This window comes from Pseudomonas sp. GW821-FHT09E12 (assembly GCF_059416085.1).
Map to the genome: position 1 here is coordinate 292,841 of NZ_JBWKOM010000009.1, position 21,792 is coordinate 314,632.

The following is a 21,792-nucleotide window of genomic DNA, read 5'->3' on the forward strand; positions in this document are numbered from 1 at the left end:
TGGTAACGGATGGGCGCCAACCTGCAAGGGGCGTCAGCGGATTTGCGCTTCGGGCACGCTCAGTGTGCGTGGGATCAGTAAAGCATCCCAGTGTTCGATGCCCCAACTCAGCACTTCCCGAGGGTTGGCATCGACCATTTCGCTGTCGGTTTTCTGCCCCAGGGCGCGCAGGGCACGCAACAGCAGCGGGGTGGCCTGGTCCGCGGCCAGCGGCGGGGAGCGGTAGGACTTGCCCAGTTTATGCCCATCCGGCTGGGTGATCAGCGGCACATGCAGGTAGCGCGGCTGTGGCAGGCCGAGCAGCTCCTGCAGGTACAGCTGGCGCGGGGTGGAGTCCAGCAGGTCGGCGCCGCGGACGATATCGGTCACCCCTTGCCAGGCGTCGTCGAGCACCACTGCCAGTTGATAGGCGTAGAGGCCGTCGCGGCGGCGGATCACGAAGTCGCCCACATCCCGTCCCAGGTGCTGGCGGAATTCGCCCTGGACCCGATCGGTGAAACGATATTCCAGCTCCGGTACGCGCAAGCGGATGGATGCATCTTCCTGGCCATGTCCGGCATTGCGGCACAGGCCCGGATAAATGCCATGGTAGGGTTCCAGCTGCTTGCGCGAGCAGGTGCAGGCGTAAGCCAGGCCCTGGTTGAACAGACGGTTGAGGACTTCGGCGTAGGCCGCGTGCCGCTCGCTCTGGCGGACCATTTCGCCGTCCCACTCGAAGCCGTAGCTTTCCAGGGCCTTGAGAATGGCTGCCTGGGCACCGGGCTCTTCCCGGGGGGGGTCGAGGTCTTCCATGCGTAACAACCAGCGGCCGCCGACGGCGCGGGCATCGAGGTAGGAGGCCAGGGCGGCGACCAGCGAGCCGAAATGCAGGTGCCCGCTGGGGGTTGGGGCAAAGCGCCCGATGTAGGAAGAGGCGTGAGAGGCAGTCATGGAGAGGATGTTACTTCGTTCGGTCCCAAGGTGACGATGGCGTCTGGCGGATCGCCATCGCGAGTAAGCTCGTTCCTACAGGGGGGAGGGCGGCAGAAACAAAAACGGAGCGTTCGCACGCTCCGTTTTTCATTCAAGCCAGCGATTATTTGCCGACTTGTTTTTCCTTGATTTCCGCCAGGGTCTTGCAGTCGACACACATGTCGGCGGTAGGGCGGGCTTCCAGGCGGCGAATACCGATCTCGACGCCGCAGGATTCGCACCAGCCGTATTCTTCGTCTTCGATCAGTTGCAGCGTCTTGTCGATCTTCTTGATCAGCTTGCGCTCACGGTCGCGGGCGCGCAGTTCCAGGCTGAATTCTTCTTCCTGGCTGGCACGGTCGGCCGGATCGGGGAAGTTGGCTGCTTCGTCTTTCATGTGATCAACAGTGCGATCGACTTCCTGCATCAAGTCCTGTTTCCACTTGTTCAGGATCTTGGTGAAGTGCTCGCGCATGGGCTTGCCCATGTACTCTTCGCCTGCGGTTTCAACATAAGGCTCGAAGCCGCTGATCGATTGATTCTGTTGCTTTGCTTGGGTGGGCATGAAATGGACCGCCTCTACTCATGTAATCCATTGCGCAGGATTGCTCCATCACCGACACATGCCGGCCCTGCGACTGCAAGCGGGCGAACTTACCAGATCAAATCGGACGGCGCTACTCCCGGTTGTCGAGCCCGCGTCCCGCGGCGCTTGCAAAGGTCGATGCCGCCTGGCCTGGTCTGTTCGGGGGCCTGGTCAATTAATGATTTTAGCCAAGCCTGGGCCTGGTGTCGGTGTTCTTTAATGGGGTGGATGGCGGGGGCTCAAAGGCTTTGGGCTCTCCCTTGTCCCCGGGGTTGGGTAGAATCGGTTTTTTGCTCACTTCAATGAAGGAAGGCTAATGGCTCAGCCCTACAGTGCGCGCAGCCGCGCTATCGAACCTTTCCACGTGATGGCCCTGCTGGCCCGTGCCAATGAGCTGCAAGCGGCCGGGCACGATGTGATTCACCTGGAAATCGGTGAACCGGACTTCACCACGGCTGAGCCGATCATCAAGGCCGGGCAGGCCGCACTGGAAGCGGGCAGGACCCGCTACACCGCCGCCCGCGGGATTCCCGAGCTGCGCACGGCCATCTCCGGATTCTATCGGCAGCGTTACGGGCTGGACATCGACCCCGAGCGCATCATGATCACTCCCGGTGGTTCCGGTGCGCTGCTGCTGACCAGCAGCTTGCTGGTCGACCCCGGCAAGCACTGGCTGCTGGCGGACCCAGGCTACCCCTGCAACCGGCACTTCCTGCGCCTGGTGGAAGGCGCGGCGCAACTGGTGCCGGTCGGCCCGGACGTGCGTTATCAGCTGACACCGGATCTGGTGGAGCGCTATTGGGATCAGGACAGCGTCGGCGCCCTGGTGGCATCGCCGGCCAACCCCACCGGGACCTTGCTTTCCCGCGACGAACTGGCGGGGCTGTCGGCCGCGGTGAAGGCGCGTAACGGTCATCTGGTGGTGGACGAGATCTACCACGGCCTGACCTACGGCTGCGATGCCGCCAGCGTGCTGGAAGTCGATGACGGCGCCTTTGTCCTTAATAGCTTTTCCAAATATTTCGGCATGACCGGCTGGCGCCTGGGCTGGCTGGTGGCGCCACAGGCGGCGGTCGGCGAGTTGGAGAAGCTGGCGCAGAACCTCTACATCAGTGCCCCGAGCATGGCCCAGTACGCTGCGCTGGCCTGCTTCGAGCCAGACACCATCAGTATTCTCGAAGAGCGTCGCAACGAGTTTCAGCGGCGCCGCGACTTCCTCCTGCCAGCCCTGCGCGAGTTGGGTTTTGGCATTGCGGTAGAGCCGGAAGGGGCGTTCTACCTGTATGCCGATATCAGCGCATTCGGCGGCGATGCCTTTGCCTTCTGCCGGCATTTCCTCGAGACCGAACACATTGCCTTTACCCCGGGGCTGGATTTCGGTCGTCATCAGGCCGGGCACCATGTCCGGTTCGCCTACACCCAGAGCCTGCCGCGCCTGCAGGAAGCGGTGGAGCGGATTGCCCGTGGCCTGCGGAGCTGGCAAGGCTGATGCGTTTTCATCCCCCCCTCGAAGAAGGTCGCCTGGTCCGTCGTTACAAGCGTTTTCTCGCCGATATCGAGACCATTGGCGGCGAGTTGCTGACCATTCACTGTCCCAACACGGGTTCCATGTTCAATTGCATGGTCGAGGGCGGGCAGGTCTGGTTCAGCCGTTCCAATGACCCCAAGCGCAAATTGCCGGGGACCTGGGAAATCAGCGAAACGCCCCAGGGGCGGCTGGCTTGCGTCAATACGGCGCGGGCTAACACGCTGGTGGAAGAAGCCTTGCACGCCGGGGTGATCGCTGAGTTGAACGGTTTTACCGCCCTCAAGAGGGAAGTGCCCTATGGCCAGGAAAACAGTCGTATCGACTTCCGCCTGGACTATCTGGACGGCCCGGCTTTCGTCGAGGTCAAAAGCGTCACCCTGGGCTTTGACGGCTCCGCGGTCGCGGCCTTTCCGGATGCGGTGACCCAGCGTGGTGCCAAGCATTTGCGGGAATTGGCCTGTCTGGCGCGGGACGGTATTCGCGCGGTGCAGTTGTATTGCGTCAACCTGTCGGGTGTCGAAGCGGTGCGACCGGCCGAAGAGATCGACCCCGGTTATGCCGCGGCGCTGCGCGAGGCAGTGGCGTCCGGGGTCGAGGTACTGGCCTACGGGGTACGCTTGACCGCCGAAGAAGTGTGCATCGACCGTCGTCTGGACGTATTGCTCAACGGCTAAAGCTGAACCCAGATGCCCTGGCTGTCTTCCCGGCAGGGGATGGCCTTCAGGGGTTGCCCGGCACAGGGGCCGGCGACGCATTCACCGTTTTCGATCAGAAACAGTGCACCGTGGGTGGCGCACTGAATCAAGCTGGCGCTTTGATCGAGGAACTGATCGGGTTGCCACTCCAGAGCGACCCCGCGATGGGGGCAGCGATTGGTGTAGACGTATACCTGTTGATCGCGGCGCACCGCGAAAAGCGGCCGGCCTTCAAGGTTGAAACCTCGGCTGGAAGCCTCCGGCAGATCGCCGGGGGGGCAAAGAAACTTCATGTCTATCCTCGGTAACCGACGGCTCTGGGCTCAGGCTGTCACAGTTTTCCTGTGGGCGCTTGGTGAAACATGTCTGTGCTTGACGGTCAAATGCAAACAATTATCAAATGGCCGCTTCGCCTGTGGGGCGCTTGCTCATTTCGATGCCTGGGTTGCAGGGCATGTCACATGTACGGCGGCTTCCGTGGGCCCACTCTCTGAAGGAAATACCTTTATGCGTTCGAGTGCCCGCGCAATCGCGCTCTGTGTCGGACTTCTGGCCAGCCATGCCGCTGCGGCGGCCGAGCTACCACAACGCTGGGTGAGCGCCGGCGGCGCCTTGTCCGAATGGGTGAGCGCGCTGGGCGCCGAATCGAAGCTGGTGGGCGTGGACACCACCAGCCAGCATCCCGAATCCCTGAAGAGCCTGCCGAGTATCGGTTATCAGCGTCAGTTGTCGGCGGAAGGCATTCTCAGCCTGCGCCCGCAGATTCTGGTGGGTACCGAAGAGATGGGGCCGCCGCCAGTACTCTCGCAGGTGCGCAGCGCCGGGGTGCAGGTCGAACTGTTCTCGGCCCAGGCCGACCTGCCGACCCTGCGGGGCAACCTGCAGCATCTGGGCAAGTTGCTGGGTAGCGAAGACAAGGCGACGCAGCTGTTCGAGCAATACCAGCAGCAGTTGGAGCAGCAGCGGGCCTGGGTCGGCCAGGCCCAGAAGAAACAGGCCGCGCCGGGGGTGCTGCTGTTGCTCGGGCATGCGGGTGGCAAACCTCTGATTGCCGGTAAGGACACGGCCGCCGACTGGCTGCTGCAGCAGGCGGGCGGACGCAACCTTGCGACCCATACGGGCTACAAGCCCTTTTCCAATGAGTCGTTGGCCGAACTCAACCCCGAGGTGCTGGTGTTTGCCGATCGCAGCCTGAGTGGTGAGGCGGCCCGCGCCGCGCTGTTCAAGGAGAACCCGATTCTCGCCTCCAGCGGCGCGGCCAAGGCCGGCCGGGTCTTCGAGATTGATCCGACCTTGCTGGTGGGAGGCCTGGGGCCGCGCTTGCCACAGAGCCTGAAAAGGCTGTCGGCCGGTTTCTATCCAGCCGAGTCGAGCCAGGCCAGCACCGCCCAATGACCCCTTTGCTTAAACCCCGTGCGTTGTTCATTGGCCTGAGCCTGCTGTGTCTGTTGGCGATCTGGCTGTCCCTGGCACTCGGGCCGGTCAGCCTGCCGTTGCTCGACACCCTGCGTGCCGCCCTGCGTTTGCTGGGCCTGCCTATTGAGGGGCAGGGGCTGGAGCAGGCTGAACTGATCCTCGGGCAGATTCGCCTGCCACGCACCTTGCTGGGGTTGGCCGTAGGGGGCGTCCTGGCCCTGTCCGGCGTGGCGATGCAAGGGCTGTTTCGCAATCCCCTGGCCGACCCGGGGCTGGTAGGCGTTTCGAGTGGCGCGGCGCTGGGCGCGGCCTTTGCCATCGTCGGTGGCTCGTTGCTGGGTGGCGTGCCGGAAGCGATCGGTCCTTACCTGCTGTCGTTCTGTGCCTTTCTCGGTGGTCTGGTGGTGGCGTGGCTGGTCTACCGCCTGGGGCGGCGCAACGGCCAGACCCATGTGGCGACCATGCTGTTGGCCGGGATCGCGTTGACGGCGCTGGCCAGCTCGGCGGTGGGCCTGTTCACCTACCTGGCCGACGACGCGACCTTGCGCACCCTGACGTTCTGGAACCTGGGCAGTCTCAACGGTGCCAGTTATTCGAGGTTGTGGCCGCTGCTGCTGATCAGCGCGGCCGTGGCATTGTGGCTGCCACGCCGGGCCAAGGCCTTGAATGCCTTGCTGCTGGGGGAGTCTGAAGCCGGTCATCTGGGGATCGATGTCGAACGGCTGAAGCGGGAGTTGGTGTTCTGTACCGCGCTGGGGGTCGGCGCGGCTGTCGCTGCTGCCGGGTTGATCGGCTTTGTCGGGCTGGTGGTGCCCCATCTGGTGCGACTGCTATCGGGGCCTGACCACCGGACCTTGTTGCCGGCGTCGATACTGGCCGGCGCCAGCCTGCTGTTGTTGGCGGATCTGGTGGCGCGCCTGGCGCTGGCGCCTGCGGAGCTGCCCATCGGCATCGTGACTGCTTTCATCGGGGCGCCATTCTTTCTGTTTTTGTTATTGCGAGGGCGCGCCTGATGCTGCGAGCGGAAAATCTGGCGGTGCGCCGTGGCAGGAAAACCGTGCTGGAAGGGATCGACCTCGAGCTCAAGCCCGGTGAAGTGCTGGGAGTGCTAGGGCCCAATGGCGCGGGCAAAAGCACCTTGCTGGCGGCCTTGTGCGGCGAGCTGAAACCCGATCAGGGTCAGGTCTGGCTGGATCAGCGTGAGCTCTCCAGGTGGGACGGCGGGCAAAAGGCGCAAAGGCTGGCGGTGTTGCCGCAAAGTTCGACGCTCGAGTTCGCCTTCCGGGTCGAAGAGGTCGTCGGCCTGGGGCGCCTGCCTTATCAAAGCGGCCGGGCGCGGGATGACGAGATCGTCCTGCAGGCCCTGCAAGCGGCGGATGCCGGGCACCTGTACGGTCGCAGCTATGTGGCCTTGTCGGGCGGCGAACGTCAGCGCGTGCACCTGGCCCGGGTGTTGGCGCAGCTGTGGCCGGGCGCGGTCGGTCAGACCCTGTTGCTCGATGAGCCGACCTCGGCCCTCGACCCTTTACATCAACATGTCACGTTGCAGGCCATCCGCGAATTTGCCGATCGTGGGGTCGCGGTCCTGGTGATCCTGCATGATCTGAACCTCGCCGCGCGATATTGTGATCGCCTGTTGCTGCTCGAAGGCGGGCGGCCCCACTCGCTGGACAGTCCGGCGCAGGTGCTGCGGCCCGAACCGCTCAAGGCGGTGTTCGGACTGGAGGTGTTGGTGCAGGCGCATCCCGAGCGCGGCCACCCTTTGATCATCGCCCGCTGAGGCGATTCGCGGAGACGCCACATGCGTGTGTTATTGATCCTGAGTGTGTTGCTGCTGGGCGCCTGCGAGGGCGTGCCGGTCATGCCTGAACTTCCGGTCCAGGCTGAACGCGGGGCGATTCAGGACCTGCGCAGTGGAAAGCTCCTGACTCCAGAGGAACTGGTCATTCGTCTGGCCCGGGCGCCGCGGGTGATTGTCGGCGAGCAGCATGACCACCCCGAGCATCACGCCTTGCAGCTGTGGTTGTTGCAGGCGATGGCGACCCAGCGTAGGCAAGGCAGCCTGCTGTTGGAGATGCTCATGCCGGACCAGCAGCCGCGGGTCGACTCGCTCCGCCAGCACAAGGCGGCGCAGGGCTTGTCCGATGATCTGCCAGGCGCATTGGCCTGGTCGCCGGGGTGGGACTGGGCGCTGTACGGACCTGTCGTGCGCTATGCGTTGCTCCAGCCTTATCCGTTGCTGGCGGCCAATCTGGATAGCTCCGAAGTTCGCGACATCTATCGCCAGGCACCAGCCTTGAGTGGCGAGCACTCGAATGCCGCCTTGGTGCGCAATGAGTTGCTGCAGCAAGTTCGTGACTCCCATTGTGGCCTGCTGCCCGAAAGCCAGATGCCAGCGATGCTGGCGGTTCAGCAGCAGCGCGACCGACGCATGGCCGAGCGCTTGCTGGCGGCACCGACGCCGGCGCTGCTGTTTGCCGGGGCCTTTCATGCACGCAGGGATGTCGGGGTGCCGGTTCACCTGCGGGACCTCGACGCATCGAACGGCACCGTGGTACTGATGCTGGCGCAGAAGGGCATGCACGTATCGCCGCAAAGCGCGGATTACGTGTGGTACAGCGCGCGGTTGCCGGAGAAGGACTACTGCGCCCAGATGCGCCAGTAGGCTTTTTTCAGGCAAAAAAAGACCCGGCAAGAGCCGGGTCAAATAACCGTGATTAGCCTGATGAGGAGATAATCTGAGAGTCCGAACCACTGGTCTTCCAGGTTATCGACTGATCTCGCGATCAGCTGTGATAATCATAACGATTCTCATTTCCAAGTCAACAAAGTTTTTCCTGTTTCTGTGAATTCCGCCAAACGCTCGTTTGGATTGCTTGTAAAACGGGGCTTCAAAGGTTAGCGCTCAGGCTGTGCAGGCGGCTGACTTCCTTGTTCAACAGGTCGATTCGCCGTGCCATGCTTTCGATCAGGCTATGGGCGATACGTGGATTGCTCTGGGTCAGGCTGAGAAACTGGCTCTTGGGGATCAGCATCAGGGTGGATGGCTCGCTGGCAATCACGCTGGCGTTGCGTTTCTCCCCGGTAAAAATGGCCATCGCACCAAAGATCTCGTCCTTGGGCACATCCCCGACCTTGTGCCCGTCGACAAAGGCTTCGGCGTGCCCTTCGATGATGACGAACACATGATCGGCGTCATCGCCCTGGCGAATCAGCACTTCGTCCTTGGCCACGCGTTGAAAGCCGTTGCTGTTGCGCAACTCGGGCTGCTTGAGGCGGGCAACGGCATCGGAGAGCAGGGCGGTTTGTCCGATCAGGTACTGTAGAAACAGTTCGGCCCGCTGTTCGTCGGCATACAGATGCTGGAACACCGCGGAACGCTGATAGGGGATCAGGCTCAACGGCTGCTCGCTGCTGAGTTGCCAGTGAGGCAACTCAGCTCCTCGGCGCAGTCCGAGCAGATCGCCTTCATGCAGATAAAACAGTGGGCGCTCATCGACGCTGGCTTGTACCTGGCCGCTTCCGAGCAGGAACAACTGGCTGTCGGCAAGGCTGCTGGAGAGGTCTTTGGAAGGGGCCACTTCCAACACATCGCCGGACGGCAGCAGGCCTTCCAGCAGGCGCGGCGGGATGCTCTGCAACTGATTGATCAAGGCATCGGCGTAAGCCGGTTGTTCCCCCAGTAAATACATAAAAAGCCTGCCAGGTCAGTTCTTTTGGCGTGAAGAAATGGCATCCAGCTGTTTGTTGAGTGCTTCCTTGCGTTCTGCCGGAATGTCATTCCAGTGCACATCCATCAGTGCGCCTTCAATGGCGTACAACAGCACCTTCGAGGCTCGAAACCCTCGGGTCCGCACGGCCCGATAGGCATCCACCGCCCCCAGGCGGCGCAAGTCCGAAGCGCTATGGATGCCCACCGCATGCAGCCATTGTGCCGACGTCTTGCCAAGGTTTTTCAGGTGTTGCAATTCATCATTCATCAAGCCTCCTTGCGACGGCCGAATGGTGCGTGGGCAAGTCTCAAAGGAGTGTAGCGCTCAGTAGGAAAAGCGCTGTTCTTTGGTCGGTTTTGGCGCAAAAGCTTCTAAGGCGACAGAGGAAAGTACGCCAGAAACAGAGGGAAGAGGGGGCGGGAGAAGACCAAGTCCAGCGTAAGGCAGAGAGCGCCGGACCTCGGAGCAAAAAGGGGCGATTACTTGGTGCGGTAGCGCAGGCGAGTGCCGAAATTGACGGACATCAGGATTTCATCGGCAGTCAGTTCGGGCGGAAAGTAGGCGCCGGAGATTTGCGCATGGGCCAGGCTGGCGCCTTCCATGGAGGAATTACGCAGGTCGAGGCCGCGCAGGTCGGCAGAACGGAAGTAGGCGTCGGTGAAGTCGATGCCGTCGGCATTCAGTTCACGCAGGTCGAGCCCACGAAAATCGCCGCCGCGCATGTCGACAGTCTGGTCTTTCGGGCGTTCCCGGTTAAAGCCGTCGATGTCGTCTTTGTGCAGCAAAGCGTAAAGGGGAGTATCGAGAAGTTTGGGCTGACTCATGGGGCGTCACCTGCTGGAATTATGACGCCAGTATAGTGCCACTATTTTTCAGCCGTGAAGCCTTTGCGATTTCACGGCTGAAATAGTTGATTACAAGCCTGGGAGACGCTGGCGAATGTTCGCGACCAGGGCGTCGAGGCTCCCGCTTTCATTGGTCTCGACGCGCTTGCTGCGCAGCACTTCCTCGGCGCTCAGGGCTTCGCGATTGGCTTGCTGCTGTTCGATCACGGCCAGGGTCGCGTCCGAGGGGTCGTTGCGATCGACCTGGCGTTGTGCCAGCCAGCTGGCAATGACGGCCTGCGGGGCATTGCAGTCGATGATCAGGCAAGGCGTGCCGGTCGCTTCGGCAACCTTGGCCGCGGCATCACGCTGGTCGCGCTTGAGGTAGGTGGCGTCGATGACCACCGGGAAACCGGCGCGCAGGACGATACCGGCAAGTTCATGCAGGCGGTCATAGGTCGCGGTATTGGCTTGGGCATTATAAATGCCGGCATTCGGATCGTTCTGTACCTGCTGCTCGCCAAACAGGCGTTTGCGCTCGACATCGGAACGCAGGCGAACGGCGCCCAGGGCTTCCACCAGACGCATGGCCACATGGCTTTTGCCAACGGCGGAAACGCCAGAAGTGATCGCCAGGAAGCGCGATGGAATGGTGCTGTAGCTTTCTGCCAGGTTGGCGTAGTTGCGGTACTGGCGCAGGGCCGTGGCGCGCTGCATCGGACTGGCGTCGGCCGGCATGCTGAACAGGGCGACCTTGGCTCGTACCAGGGCGCGATAGGCTTTGTAGAAATTCAACAGCTCCAGGCCCTGATAGTCACCGGTCTGTTCCAGGTACTGGCTGATGAAACGGCGTGCCAGGCATTTCAGGCCGCGGTCCTCCAGGTCCATGGCGAGGAAACCGGTGTCGGCATAGACGTCAGTGAAGCGGAACGGCTCGTTGAACTCGATGCAATCGAAGATCACCACCTTGCCATCGATAAGCGTTGCGTTACCCAGGTGGATGTCGCCGTGGCATTCACGGATGAAGCCTTCGGCCTTGCGCTTGGCGAGGAGTGGCTTGAGTCGTTCGAAGCTGCTTTCGGCCCAGGCTTGCAGGGCTTCGAGCTGTTGCAGGTCGGCCTTGTCGCTGAGGAATGGGCGGATCTGCTCGAAGTTCTGACGCACCGGCTCCATGACGCTTTCCGGGGTGCCGGCTTCGTGGGCTGCCGGGACCCGCGGGGCTTCGAGGTGGAACCTGGCAATCTGCCGGGCCATTTCGTCGATGTGCGCGGTGGTCAGTTCGCCATTGGCTTGCAGCGTGCTGAGCAGTTGGCTTTGCGGGAACTGGCGCATTTTCAGGGCGTATTCGATAACCGGGCCGTCCCCTGCGATCTGCGGCGCTTCGGCACTGCCGGTGATCGGCAACACTTCCAGATACAAATCATCGGTCAGGCGCTGGTTCAGACGCAGCTCTTCGCCGCAGAAGTGCCCGCGCGCTTCAAGGCCGGTGAAATCGAGAAAGCCGAAGTTGACCGGCTTTTTCAGCTTATAGGCATAGGGACCGGTGAGCAGGACCCAGGAGATATGGGTCTCGATGACCTGGAATCCGTCTACGGAATGCGGGTAGAGGGCCGGGTTTTGCAGGGCGGCGATCAGGGATTGGCTCACAGGCGATCCTTCAGAGTCGGGGAAAATACAAGGGCGTCATTATGGCCGCTGACAGGGCTAACGCAAACCTCGGGCCGCTCCTGTTGACGATGAATAAAGTGCGTATAATCCGCCGCCATGACTCGTACTCGATCCCCCCGTTCCGCTAAAAAACGTCCGTCTAGTGGCCCGCGCCCCTGGCTGGGCTGGGCCTTGAAGCTCGGTCTGGTCGCTCTGGTGGTGCTCGCCGGCTTTGCGGTTTATCTCGATGCCGTGGTCCAGGAGAAATTCTCCGGCAAGCGCTGGACCATTCCGGCCAAGGTCTATGCGCGCCCGCTGGAGCTGTTCGTCGGACAAAAGCTCAGCAAGGACGATTTCCTCACCGAACTCGACGCACTCGGCTATCGCCGCGAAAGCGTGGTCAATGGCCCTGGTGCTGCGTCGGTCAGTGGTAACACCGTTGAACTCAATACCCGCGGTTTCCAGTTCTATGAAGGCATGGAACAGGCGCAACCGGTGCGGGTGCGTTTTTCCGGTGACTACGTGGCCGAGCTGTCAGGTAGCAAAGGCTCGAAACTGGCCGTGGTACGCCTGGAGCCGCTGCTGATCGGCGGCCTGTATCCGAAGAATCTCGAAGACCGGATCCTGATCAAGATCGATCAGGTGCCTCCTTATCTGCTGGAAACCCTGGTGGCGGTCGAGGACCGGGATTTCTACAGCCACTTTGGCGTGTCGCCCAAGTCGATCGCCCGGGCGGTGTGGGTCAATACCTCGTCCGGCGCCATGCGCCAGGGCGGCAGTACCCTGACCCAGCAGTTGGTCAAGAACTTCTACCTGACCAACGAACGCAGCCTGAGCCGCAAGCTCACCGAAGCGATGATGGCCCTGCTGCTTGAGCTGCATTACGACAAGCGCGAGATCCTCGAGGCGTACCTCAACGAGGTCTTCGTCGGCCAGGATGGACAGCGTGCCGTGCACGGTTTCGGCCTGGCCAGCCAGTTCTTCTTCAGCCAGCCGCTGGCCGAACTCAAGTTGCATCAGATCGCCTTGCTGGTGGGGATGGTCAAGGGGCCGTCCTATTACAACCCGCGTCGTTATCCGGAGCGTGCGCTGGAGCGGCGTAACCTGGTGCTCGATCTACTGGCGCAGCAGGGTGTGGCGACGCCGGAGCAGGTCGAAGCGGCGAAGAAAATGCCCTTGGGCGTGACCAAGCGCGGCAGTCTGGCGGACAGCTCGTTCCCGGGCTTCCTGGACCTGGTGAAGCGTCAGCTGCGTGAGGATTACCGCGACGAAGACTTGACCGAGGAAGGCCTGCGGATCTTCACCAGCTTCGACCCGATTCTGCAGATGAAGGCCGAGGCTTCGGTCGGGGATACCTTCAAGCGCCTGGCCGGGCGCAAGGGATCGGATGAAGTTGAAGCGGCAATGGTGGTGACCAACCCGGAAACCGGCGAAGTCCAGGCCATGATCGGCAGCCGTCAGGCCGGTTTTGCCGGTTTCAACCGGGCGCTGGATGCGGTGCGGCCGATCGGCTCCCTGATCAAGCCCGCGGTTTACCTGACGGCGCTGGAGAAACCCAGCCAATACACACTGACCAGTTGGCTCTCCGACGAGGCGTTCTCGGTGAAGGGGGGCGACGGACAGGTGTGGAAGCCCCAGAACTACGACCGTCGTTCCCACGGCACGGTCTTCCTTTATCAGGGGCTGGCGCATTCCTATAACCTGTCGACCGCGCGCCTGGGCCTGGAAGTCGGTGTGCCGAACGTGCTGAAAACCCTGGGGCGCCTTGGTGTCACCCGCGAATTCCCGGCGTTCCCTTCGATGCTGTTGGGGGCGGGGGGCTTGAGCCCGATGGAAGTCGCCACCATGTATCAGACCCTGGCCAACGGCGGTTTCAATACCCCGATGCGCGGGATCCGTAGCGTGCTGACCGCTGAGGGCGAACCGCTGAAGCGTTATCCGTTCCAGATCCAGCAACGTTTCGATCCAGGTTCGATCTACCTGATCCAGAGCGCGATGCAGCGTGTCATGCGCGAAGGTACCGGCAGTTCGGTCTACAACGTGCTGCCGCGCTCCCTGGCGCTGGCGGGCAAGACCGGTACCAGTAACGATTCCCGCGACAGCTGGTTCGCCGGTTTCAGCCAGGATCTGCTGGCCGTGGTCTGGCTGGGGCGTGATGACAACGGCAAGACACCGTTCACCGGCGCCACCGGTGCGCTGCAGGTCTGGACCAGCTTCATGCGCAAGGCCGACCCGTTGCCGTTGGATATGCCACAACCGGATAACGTGGTGCAGGCCTGGGTCGACTCACGGACCGGGCAGGGCTCGGATGCCAACTGTCCGGGCGCGGTACAGATGCCGTATATTCGCGGCAGCGAACCTCCTCCCGGTCCGGCATGCGGTGGCGAAAGCCCGGCGTCCGGCGAGTCGGTGATGGATTGGGTCAAGGGCTGGATGAATTAAGCGAAGAGGGTTTGACGTGAACAAGTGGTGGATTCCAGCTATTACAGCTCTGGCTTTGCTCAATGGTTGTGCCAGCGTGCAGCGTGGCTCGATTCCGGTGGTGGACTCCGGTACCGCGGTGTCCAACAGCGAACGCATTTCGGCCAATGGCGGCTTCCGTCAGACGACCATCAAGCGTCCTGCGCAAGCTCAGGCTCAAAGTATTCCCCAGGACTCGGGCGTGGTGGTGATGGTGCCGGGCGGGGCTGCGGCCACTGCCGCGCCGATCAGCAGCGCACCGATCACCCCGGGCCCGATCACCCCAGGTCCTATCAATACCGCGCCGATCCAGTCCGCGCCGATCAATCAGGGCAGCTACAGCCTGCCGCCGACGCCGAGCGGAGTGCCTTCGGCCAGCTCCGGCGGGCTGTCCGCCGATGAGCAGCTGGACGGTCCGGTGCTGGCCCTGTTGACCACCGCTCAGCAGCAACAGGCGAGTGGCGATCTGAACGGTGCTTCCTCCAGTCTTGAGCGCGCCCAGCGTGTCGCGCCGCGTGAGCCGCAAGTGCTGTATCGCCTGGCCCAGGTACGCATGGCCCAGGGCGATGCCCCGCAGGCAGAGCAGTTTGCCCGTCGCGGCCTGAGCTTCGCCAACGGTCGTCCGGATCTGCAGGCCAGCCTGTGGGCATTGATTGCCCAGGCACGCGAGAAACAGGGCGATGCCGCCGGTGCCGCTCAGGCCCGGCAAAAAGCCAAGGTGTCGCTCTGATGGATGCACGTTTTCCAAAGATTGCCGATCAGTTGCTGTTGATCGAGCGTGAGATGCGGTTACAGGGGTTGTGGGATGACACTCCGCCGAGTGCCGAAGCGCTGGCCAGTGTTGAGCCGTTTGCCGTGGATACGCTGGAGTTCGAGCAGTGGCTGCAGTGGATCTTCCTGCCGCGGATGAAGGCGATTCTTGAGCAGGATCTGCCTTTGCCCAACGCCTCGGGTATCCAGGAAATGGCCGAAGTGGTATTCGCCGGTCGCTCGATGCAGGGCCGGGACCTTCAGTTGCAGAGCCTGCTCAAGGAGTTTGACCAACTGATCGGCGGCGCCCGCTAAACCTTCTGCAACCACTGCCTAGCGGCAGTGGTTGTCTATCGCCTTCTGTGTTTCCGCAATGCGCTGCTGCCGTTGTTCCTCGGTCAGGCGGCGCATTCCCCCCTCTGTGCTCTCGCTCAGGCGCGGGTTGTTCTGCAACTGCGTCAGACTGGCCCGTGCCTGTGTGCAAAAACGCCTGCGTTCGGCTTCCTGCCTGGCGAGCTGCTGCTTGACCTGATTGTCCATGACTTGTTGCTGAGGGCCTGGCTTGTCGGGCGGCGGAGTACTGCTTGCACCTTTCGGCGCTTTTGGCAGGGTGATGGCAGTGCTGCCCACGCCTTGGGGTGGCTGGGCGTCGAAATGGGTGACTCCCTGGGCGTCGACCCATTTGTAAATCTGGCCGGCCTGGCACGGGAGGCTCATGGCGAGCAGCAGGCCAGCGGTCATGGCGAAGGTTCGCATTTTTGAATTCCTTATCCAGGATTGCGCAATTGAAGCGCAGACACTCGCGGTTTACAGGTTTTTTCTTGCGTTCTCATGCGCTTAGTTCGAATAAAGCACATTGACGTCTTGACTTGCAGAGGGCGAAACAGAAGAATCCAAAGTCCGCTGTAGAGGGACTGCCAGAAGCAGACCCACTCGGCAGAACATGAGGCGCACATCCGCGCCGACCTGCTACACCCGCAACGCGTTACCTCGCGCTGGGTGGGAAAACCCCGCAACACTTGGGGCACTCCCAATACTTGCTCAGTCAGTGCTGACGTAGTCGGCGACCACCGTCGCTCATGCTCTGCTGAGAAGTAAACCTATTAAGACCCGTCCCCTTTCAAGAGGGCGGTATTCTGGCGTTTTAGAGGTGAACAACGTGGAGCTTTTATCTGGCGGTGAGATGCTCGTCCGCTTTTTGCGTGACGAAGGCGTCAAATATATCTATGGGTACCCGGGTGGTGCTCTCCTTCATGTTTACGATGCCCTGTTCAAAGAGCCGGAAGTGACCCACATCCTGGTTCGTCACGAGCAAGCGGCTACCCATATGGCTGACGGCTACGCCCGTGCCACCGGCAAGGCCGGCGTGGTACTGGTGACTTCCGGCCCTGGCGCGACCAATGCCATCACCGGTATCGCCACTGCCTATATGGACTCCATTCCAATGGTGATCATTTCCGGTCAGGTGCCTAGCACCATGGTCGGTACCGACGCGTTCCAGGAAACCGACATGATCGGTATCTCCCGGCCGATCGTGAAGCACAGCTTCATGATCAAGCACGCTTCGGAAATCCCGGAAGTCATGAAGAAGGCGTTCTACCTGGCGCAATCCGGTCGTCCGGGTCCAGTCGTGGTCGATGTCCCTAAGGACATGACCAATCCGGCTGAAAAGTTCGAATACGTTTTCCCTAAAAAAGCGAAGCTGCGCTCCTATAGCCCGGCTGTTCGTGGCCACTCCGGGCAAATCCGCAAGGCGGCAGAAATGCTCCTGGCGGCCAAGCGTCCTGTGCTGTACGCCGGCGGCGGCGTGATCCTCGGTGGCGGCTCCGCGCCGCTGACCGAACTGGCACAAATGCTCAACCTGCCGGTCACCAATACCCTGATGGGCTTGGGTGCCTATCCTGGCACCGATCGTCAGTTCGTCGGCATGCTCGGCATGCACGGCAGCTACACCGCCAACCTGACCATGCACCATGCCGATGTGATCCTGGCAGTCGGCGCGCGTTTCGACGACCGTGTCATCAACGGTCCGGCGAAATTCTGCCCGAACGCCAAGATCATCCATGTCGACATCGACCCGGCGTCCATCTCCAAGACCATCAAGGCAGACGTGCCGATCGTGGGTCCGGTAGAGAGCGTCCTGACCGAAATGGTCGCGGCCCTCAAGGAAATCGGCGAAACCCCGAACAAGGACACAGTCGCCAGCTGGTGGAAGCAGATCGAGGAGTGGCGCGGTGATCGCGGCCTGTTCCCTTACGACAAGGGCGACGGCAGCATCATCAAGCCGCAGACCGTGATCGAGACCCTCTGCGAAGTGACCAAGGGCGATGCCTATGTGACCTCCGACGTGGGTCAGCACCAGATGTTCGCGGCGCAGTACTACCGGTTCAACAAACCCAATCGCTGGATCAACTCCGGTGGCCTGGGCACGATGGGCTTCGGTTTCCCTGCGGCCATGGGCGTCAAGCTGAGTTTCCCTGATGCTGACGTTGCCTGTGTAACGGGCGAGGGCAGTATCCAGATGAACATTCAGGAGCTGTCGACCTGCCTGCAGTACGACCTGCCGGTCAAGATCATCAACCTGAACAACGGTGCGCTGGGTATGGTGCGGCAGTGGCAGGACATGAACTACGGTAGCCGTCACTCGCATTCCTACATGGAATCGCTGCCTGATTTCGTCAAGCTGGCCGAGGCCTATGGGCACGTGGGCATTCGCGTCACGGACCTGAAGGATCTGAAGCCGAAGATGGAAGAAGCGTTCGCCATGAAAGATCGCCTGGTGTTCCTCGACATCCAGGTCGATACCAGCGAGCACGTCTACCCGATGCAGATCAAAGACGGCTCCATGCGCGATATGTGGCTGAGCAAGACGGAGCGTACTTAATCATGCGGCACATTATCTCCTTGCTTCTGGAAAACGAACCGGGCGCCTTGTCTCGTGTGGTTGGCCTGTTTTCGCAGCGTAACTACAACATCGAAAGCCTGACCGTGGCGCCGACCGAAGACCCGACCCTGTCGCGTCTGACGCTGACCACCGTGGGGCACGATGAAATCATCGAGCAGATCACCAAGAACCTGAACAAGCTGGTTGAAGTGGTCAAGCTGGTCGACCTGTCGGAAAGCGCTCACATCGAACGCGAGCTGATGCTGGTCAAGGTCAAAGCCACCGGCGCCCAGCGCGCCGAGGTCAAGCGCACCACCGATATTTACCGTGGGCAGATCGTCGATGTCAGTGCCAGCGTGTATACCGTTCAATTGACCGGTACCAGCGACAAGCTCGACAGTTTCATCCAGTCGATCGGCACCGCCTCGATTCTGGAAACCGTACGCAGTGGCGTCACCGGCATTGCCCGTGGCGATAAAGTACTCAGCATCTAACTCAAATTAGCGAACGGCCTGAACGGCCTGATATAGGGGAAATTCATGAAAGTTTTCTACGATAAAGACTGCGACCTCTCGATCATCCAGGGCAAGAAAGTTGCCATCATCGGTTACGGCTCCCAAGGCCACGCTCAAGCGTGCAACCTGAAAGACTCCGGCGTTGATGTCACCGTTGGCCTGCGTAAAGGCTCGTCCACCGTTGCCAAGGCTGAAGCCCATGGCCTGAAAGTGACCGACGTTGCCGCGGCCGTTGCCGGCGCCGACCTGGTCATGATCCTGACCCCGGACGAATTCCAGTCCCAGCTGTACAAGAACGAAATCGAGCCGAACATCAAGAAGGGTGCCACCCTGGCCTTTTCCCACGGCTTCGCGATCCACTACAACCAGGTCGTTCCGCGCGCCGACCTCGACGTGATCATGATCGCGCCGAAGGCCCCGGGCCACACCGTACGTTCCGAGTTCGTCAAGGGCGGCGGTATCCCTGACCTGATCGCTATCTACCAGGACGCTTCCGGCAACGCCAAGAACGTTGCTCTGTCCTACGCGGCAGGCGTGGGCGGCGGCCGTACCGGTATCATCGAAACCACCTTCAAGGACGAGACTGAAACCGACCTGTTCGGTGAGCAGGCTGTTCTGTGTGGCGGTACCGTCGAGCTGGTCAAGGCCGGTTTCGAAACCCTGGTCGAAGCTGGCTACGCGCCGGAAATGGCTTACTTCGAGTGCTTGCACGAACTGAAACTGATCGTTGACCTCATGTACGAAGGCGGTATCGCCAACATGAACTACTCGATCTCCAACAACGCCGAATACGGCGAGTACGTGACTGGCCCTGAAGTGATCAACGCCGAATCCCGTCAGGCCATGCGCAACGCCCTGAAGCGTATCCAGGACGGCGAGTACGCCAAGATGTTCATCAGCGAAGGTGCTACCGGCTACCCATCGATGACCGCCAAGCGTCGTAACAACGCCGCTCACGGTATCGAAATCATCGGTGAGCAACTGCGCTCGATGATGCCGTGGATCGGTGCCAACAAAATCGTCGACAAAGCCAAGAACTAAGTTCGAGTCTTGTCAGGGAAAACGCGGCCTAGGCCGCGTTTTTTCGTTTGGATAGACAGGTTCTGGTATAAAGCTGGATCCTTTGTGGTCCAATCGTGACCCTGGGTATCGTCGAAACTTTTCACACCGTTGCAAGGTAATGTCCATGAGCGAACGTCCCGAAGAGCCAAACCAGGCCTCTGACGCCGAAAGCCTGCTACCCATCGATGAGCATGTCGAAGAAGGGCATGACGCTGAAGGCCGTAAAGTCCGGCATCGTGGTATCTATCTGCTGCCGAATCTCTTCACCACCGCGAACCTGTTCGCCGGTTTCTACTCGATCATCAACTCCATGAGTGCCCAAAGTGCATTGAGCGCCGGGGACGCGGCAGGAGCGAGCAGGTATTTCGCGTTCGCGGCCATCGCGATTTTTGTCGCCATGGTGCTCGACGGTCTGGATGGGCGCGTGGCCCGCATGACCAATACCCAGAGCGCTTTTGGCGCCGAGTATGACTCGCTGTCCGACATGGTTGCCTTCGGCGTTGCGCCTGCCTTGTTGGCATTCGGTTGGGCGCTGGGCGACATGGGCAAGGTCGGCTGGATGGTCGCTTTCATCTATGTAGCTGGCGCGGCTCTGCGTCTGGCTCGTTTCAACACCCAGGTGGGGACTGCCGACAAGCGTTACTTCATCGGCCTGGCCAGTCCGGCCGCGGCGGGTGTGGTGGCCGGTATTGTCTGGGCGTTCAGCGATTACGGCATCCAGGGTTCGAAGATGTCGTTCCTGGTGGCGCTGATGGTGGCGGCGGCCGGCATGCTGATGGTCAGCAATATCAAGTACAACAGCTTCAAGGAGTTGGACCTGAAGGGGCGTGTACCTTTTGTGGCGATTCTCGCCGTGGTTCTGGTATTCGCCGTGGTCTTCAGTGATCCGCCGCGGATTCTGCTGCTGGTTTTCCTCGCTTATGCGGCGTCCGGTCCGGTGCAATACCTGCTGCGTCTTCGTCGACGCAAAACGTTGCCTTAATGTAATTTCCCCCATACTCCGCAGTCTATTGGTGCATCAGTCCTCCAATACTGCGGAGTTGCCATGTTGATCAAAATCCCCAAGTCGTCTGACTGCAAAGAGTTGGACGTCACGCCTGAATCTCTTTATTTCTCTCGCCGTAGCCTGTTGGGTGGGGCCATTGCTGGCCTGGCTGCCAGTGCGCTGCCACGTTGGGCCAGTGCCGAAGACGCTGGGCGCTATCCAGATGTCGAGCCTGGAAAGGCGCCGTCATGGTTTGCGCAAAAGCTGCCGGAAACCAAATGGCAGGCGGTCAACGTCAAGGATGAGGCGATCACTCCGTTCAAGGATGCCACCCACTACAACAACTTCTATGAGTTCGGTGCCGACAAGGGCGACCCGGCTGCCAATGCCGGTGCGCTGAAAACCGAGCCCTGGAGCGTGGTGGTGGACGGGGAGGTGGGCAAGCCAGGGCGTTATGCGTTGGAAGACTTCATGAAGCCTTATCAGTTGGAGGAGCGGATCTATCGGCTGCGTTGTGTCGAGGCCTGGTCCATGGTGATTCCCTGGATCGGTTTCCCGATCTCCGAATTGCTCAAGCAGGTCGAGCCAACCTCCAAGGCCAAGTTCATCCGCTTCGAAACCCTTCAGGATCCTAAAAGCATGCCCGGTCAACGTTCGGGTTTTGCTCTGATCGATTGGCCTTATGTAGAAGGGCTGCGCCTGGATGAGGCGATGCACCCCTTGGCGATTCTTGCCGTGGGGATGTATGGTCGTGAGCTGCCCAACCAGAATGGCGCACCGTTGCGTTTGGTAGTGCCCTGGAAGTACGGCTTCAAGAGCATCAAGTCCATCGTGCGTATCAGTCTGGTAGAGGAGCAGCCGAAAACCACCTGGCAAAGCATCGCTGCCAATGAGTACGGTTTTTACGCGAACGTGAATCCCACGGTTGATCACCCTCGCTGGACTCAGGCACGCGAACGTCGATTGCCTAGCGGTCTGTTCAGTCCCAACGTGCGTGAGACACAGATGTTCAATGGCTACGCGGATGAAGTCGCTTCTTTATATACCGGCCTGGATCTGCGGAAGAATTACTGATGCGCTACCCACTCTGGCGCCTTGGCGTCTTCATCGTTGCTGCTATCTGGCCTTTGCTTTGGTTGTACCAGGCTTGGGCCTCCGCCCTCGGGCCCGACCCGGGAAAGGTACTGGTCGATCGATTGGGTCTGGGTACCCTGATCTTTTTACTGATCACCCTGAGCATGACGCCCCTGCAGAAACTCACGGGATGGGCGGGGTGGATCGCGGTACGACGCCAGCTTGGTTTGTGGTGCTTTGCTTATGTAGTGCTGCATTTAAGTGCTTACGCTGTATTTATCCTCGGGCTCGACTGGTCGCAGTTGGGCGTGGAGTTGCGTAAGCGGCCCTACATTATTGTAGGAAGCCTGGCCTTTCTCGGATTGTTGGCCTTGGCGGTGACTTCCAATCGATACAGCCAGCGTCGCCTGGGCAGTCGTTGGAAGAAGTTGCATCGGTTGGTGTATCTCATTCTCGGGCTGGGTTTACTGCATATGCTCTGGATTGTTCGGGCTGATCTTAAAGAGTGGGCTATCTACGCCTCTATTGGCGCGTTGTTGTTACTGTTGCGGGTGCCGCCGGTGACACGGCGAATCCCGCGTTTAGTGGGGAAAAACCATCTTTTGCAACAAAAGCGTAATTAGGGGTTGACGGCAGATTCTGGAAGTCTATAATTCGCCCCACTTCCGGCGCAGTCGAAACGGAAAACTCCTTGAGATTCAA

Annotated in this window: 23 protein-coding genes; 15 read left to right on the plus strand and 8 right to left on the minus strand. The window is 60.8% G+C overall.

Translation table 11 applies throughout. The annotated features are described in order from the left end of the window. Positions 1 to 33: 33 nt before the first annotated feature. Positions 34 to 930: a tRNA glutamyl-Q(34) synthetase GluQRS gene (gluQRS, locus tag AC07PQ_RS25445; RefSeq protein ID WP_493186752.1), complete on the minus strand. Its 897-nt coding sequence runs from the start codon at positions 928 to 930 to the stop codon at positions 34 to 36. A 145-nt stretch (positions 931 to 1,075) separates the two neighbouring features. Next, positions 1,076 to 1,516, minus strand: coding sequence for an RNA polymerase-binding protein DksA (dksA, locus tag AC07PQ_RS25450; protein ID WP_007924645.1), 441 nt, complete (start codon positions 1,514 to 1,516; stop codon positions 1,076 to 1,078). Positions 1,517 to 1,853: 337 nt separating this feature from the next. On the opposite strand from dksA, the gene AC07PQ_RS25455 reads away from it, so the two are divergent. Together AC07PQ_RS25455 and sfsA are read left to right on the plus strand one after the other, a co-directional pair. Continuing rightward, a complete protein-coding gene (locus tag AC07PQ_RS25455; protein WP_493186753.1) occupies positions 1,854 to 3,026 on the plus strand; it encodes a pyridoxal phosphate-dependent aminotransferase in 1,173 nt (390 codons plus the stop codon). After that, the gene (sfsA, locus tag AC07PQ_RS25460) at positions 3,026 to 3,739 is read left to right on the plus strand and encodes a DNA/RNA nuclease SfsA (RefSeq protein ID WP_007924643.1); all 714 of its coding nucleotides are present in this window, start codon (positions 3,026 to 3,028) and stop codon (positions 3,737 to 3,739) included. The genes AC07PQ_RS25455 and sfsA overlap by 1 nt, the downstream gene beginning before the upstream one ends. Here the strand turns inward: sfsA and AC07PQ_RS25465 are convergent. Further along, complete coding sequence (locus AC07PQ_RS25465) at positions 3,736 to 4,053, minus strand: Rieske (2Fe-2S) protein (RefSeq protein WP_493186754.1); 318 nt, start codon at positions 4,051 to 4,053, stop codon at positions 3,736 to 3,738. The two genes, sfsA and AC07PQ_RS25465, sit on opposite strands and share 4 nt — an antisense overlap. 214 nt (positions 4,054 to 4,267) lie before the next feature. Between AC07PQ_RS25465 and AC07PQ_RS25470 the strand changes: the two genes are divergently transcribed. The 4 genes from AC07PQ_RS25470 to AC07PQ_RS25485 are packed head-to-tail and all read left to right on the plus strand — an operon-like array spanning position 4,268 to position 7,841. Then, entirely contained in the window at positions 4,268 to 5,155 is an 888-nt protein-coding gene (locus tag AC07PQ_RS25470; protein WP_007924641.1) for a heme/hemin ABC transporter substrate-binding protein, read from the plus strand. A 50-nt stretch (positions 5,156 to 5,205) separates the two neighbouring features. Continuing rightward, positions 5,206 to 6,189 carry a FecCD family ABC transporter permease gene (locus tag AC07PQ_RS25475; RefSeq protein ID WP_177323787.1) on the plus strand — a complete coding sequence of 328 codons (984 nt, stop codon included), beginning with the start codon at positions 5,206 to 5,208 and terminating at the stop codon, positions 6,187 to 6,189. Beyond that, positions 6,189 to 6,956, plus strand: a complete 768-nt coding sequence (locus tag AC07PQ_RS25480) for a heme ABC transporter ATP-binding protein (protein WP_493186755.1) — start codon at positions 6,189 to 6,191, stop codon at positions 6,954 to 6,956. The genes AC07PQ_RS25475 and AC07PQ_RS25480 overlap by 1 nt, the downstream gene beginning before the upstream one ends. 21 nt (positions 6,957 to 6,977) lie before the next feature. Beyond that, positions 6,978 to 7,841, plus strand: coding sequence for a ChaN family lipoprotein (locus AC07PQ_RS25485; protein ID WP_007924638.1), 864 nt, complete (start codon positions 6,978 to 6,980; stop codon positions 7,839 to 7,841). 226 nt (positions 7,842 to 8,067) lie between these two features. Here the strand turns inward: AC07PQ_RS25485 and AC07PQ_RS25490 are convergent, their stop codons facing one another. The 4 genes from AC07PQ_RS25490 to AC07PQ_RS25505 all read right to left on the minus strand — a co-directional run bounded on the left by AC07PQ_RS25490 (position 8,068) and on the right by AC07PQ_RS25505 (position 11,360). Then, positions 8,068 to 8,868, minus strand: a complete 801-nt coding sequence (locus tag AC07PQ_RS25490; protein WP_493186756.1) for a Crp/Fnr family transcriptional regulator — start codon at positions 8,866 to 8,868, stop codon at positions 8,068 to 8,070. A gap of 15 nt (positions 8,869 to 8,883) precedes the next feature. Next, a complete protein-coding gene (locus AC07PQ_RS25495) occupies positions 8,884 to 9,156 on the minus strand; it encodes a TfoX/Sxy family protein (protein ID WP_007924634.1) in 273 nt (90 codons plus the stop codon). Between the two features lie 212 nt (positions 9,157 to 9,368). Then, the gene (locus AC07PQ_RS25500; RefSeq protein WP_007924632.1) at positions 9,369 to 9,713 is read right to left on the minus strand and encodes a pentapeptide repeat-containing protein; all 345 of its coding nucleotides are present in this window, start codon (positions 9,711 to 9,713) and stop codon (positions 9,369 to 9,371) included. A gap of 90 nt (positions 9,714 to 9,803) precedes the next feature. Continuing rightward, the gene (locus AC07PQ_RS25505) at positions 9,804 to 11,360 is read right to left on the minus strand and encodes a bifunctional aminoglycoside phosphotransferase/ATP-binding protein (protein ID WP_007924630.1); all 1,557 of its coding nucleotides are present in this window, start codon (positions 11,358 to 11,360) and stop codon (positions 9,804 to 9,806) included. Between the two features lie 117 nt (positions 11,361 to 11,477). On the opposite strand from AC07PQ_RS25505, the gene mrcB reads away from it, so the two are divergent. From mrcB to AC07PQ_RS25520, 3 genes are read left to right on the plus strand one after another with little or no spacing between them, the layout of a single operon-like run. Next, complete coding sequence (mrcB, locus tag AC07PQ_RS25510) at positions 11,478 to 13,802, plus strand: penicillin-binding protein 1B (RefSeq protein ID WP_007924629.1); 2,325 nt, start codon at positions 11,478 to 11,480, stop codon at positions 13,800 to 13,802. A gap of 16 nt (positions 13,803 to 13,818) precedes the next feature. Continuing rightward, positions 13,819 to 14,550, plus strand: coding sequence for a tetratricopeptide repeat protein (locus tag AC07PQ_RS25515; RefSeq protein ID WP_493186757.1), 732 nt, complete (start codon positions 13,819 to 13,821; stop codon positions 14,548 to 14,550). Beyond that, complete coding sequence (locus AC07PQ_RS25520; protein WP_007924623.1) at positions 14,550 to 14,885, plus strand: YqcC family protein; 336 nt, start codon at positions 14,550 to 14,552, stop codon at positions 14,883 to 14,885. Before AC07PQ_RS25515 ends, AC07PQ_RS25520 begins: the two co-directional genes overlap by 1 nt. An 18-nt stretch (positions 14,886 to 14,903) precedes the next feature. On the opposite strand, the gene AC07PQ_RS25525 is transcribed toward AC07PQ_RS25520, so the two are convergent. After that, positions 14,904 to 15,326, minus strand: coding sequence for a DUF4124 domain-containing protein (locus tag AC07PQ_RS25525; protein WP_493186758.1), 423 nt, complete (start codon positions 15,324 to 15,326; stop codon positions 14,904 to 14,906). Positions 15,327 to 15,729: 403 nt separating this feature from the next. On the opposite strand from AC07PQ_RS25525, the gene AC07PQ_RS25530 reads away from it, so the two are divergent. From AC07PQ_RS25530 to msrQ, 6 genes are all read left to right on the plus strand, one after another. Further along, entirely contained in the window at positions 15,730 to 17,454 is a 1,725-nt protein-coding gene (locus tag AC07PQ_RS25530) for an acetolactate synthase 3 large subunit (RefSeq protein ID WP_007924621.1), read from the plus strand. 2 nt (positions 17,455 to 17,456) lie between these two features. Next, a complete protein-coding gene (gene ilvN, locus AC07PQ_RS25535) occupies positions 17,457 to 17,948 on the plus strand; it encodes an acetolactate synthase small subunit (RefSeq protein ID WP_007924620.1) in 492 nt (163 codons plus the stop codon). Between the two features lie 45 nt (positions 17,949 to 17,993). Continuing rightward, positions 17,994 to 19,010: a ketol-acid reductoisomerase gene (ilvC, locus tag AC07PQ_RS25540; RefSeq protein ID WP_007924618.1), complete on the plus strand. Its 1,017-nt coding sequence runs from the start codon at positions 17,994 to 17,996 to the stop codon at positions 19,008 to 19,010. Positions 19,011 to 19,155: 145 nt separating this feature from the next. Next, complete coding sequence (pssA, locus tag AC07PQ_RS25545) at positions 19,156 to 20,013, plus strand: CDP-diacylglycerol--serine O-phosphatidyltransferase (RefSeq protein ID WP_007924611.1); 858 nt, start codon at positions 19,156 to 19,158, stop codon at positions 20,011 to 20,013. Positions 20,014 to 20,076: 63 nt separating this feature from the next. Continuing rightward, positions 20,077 to 21,090, plus strand: coding sequence for a protein-methionine-sulfoxide reductase catalytic subunit MsrP (msrP, locus tag AC07PQ_RS25550; RefSeq protein ID WP_493186759.1), 1,014 nt, complete (start codon positions 20,077 to 20,079; stop codon positions 21,088 to 21,090). Continuing rightward, positions 21,090 to 21,713: a protein-methionine-sulfoxide reductase heme-binding subunit MsrQ gene (gene msrQ, locus AC07PQ_RS25555; RefSeq protein ID WP_007924609.1), complete on the plus strand. Its 624-nt coding sequence runs from the start codon at positions 21,090 to 21,092 to the stop codon at positions 21,711 to 21,713. The genes msrP and msrQ overlap by 1 nt, the downstream gene beginning before the upstream one ends. The last annotated feature ends 79 nt before the right edge of the window (positions 21,714 to 21,792 follow it).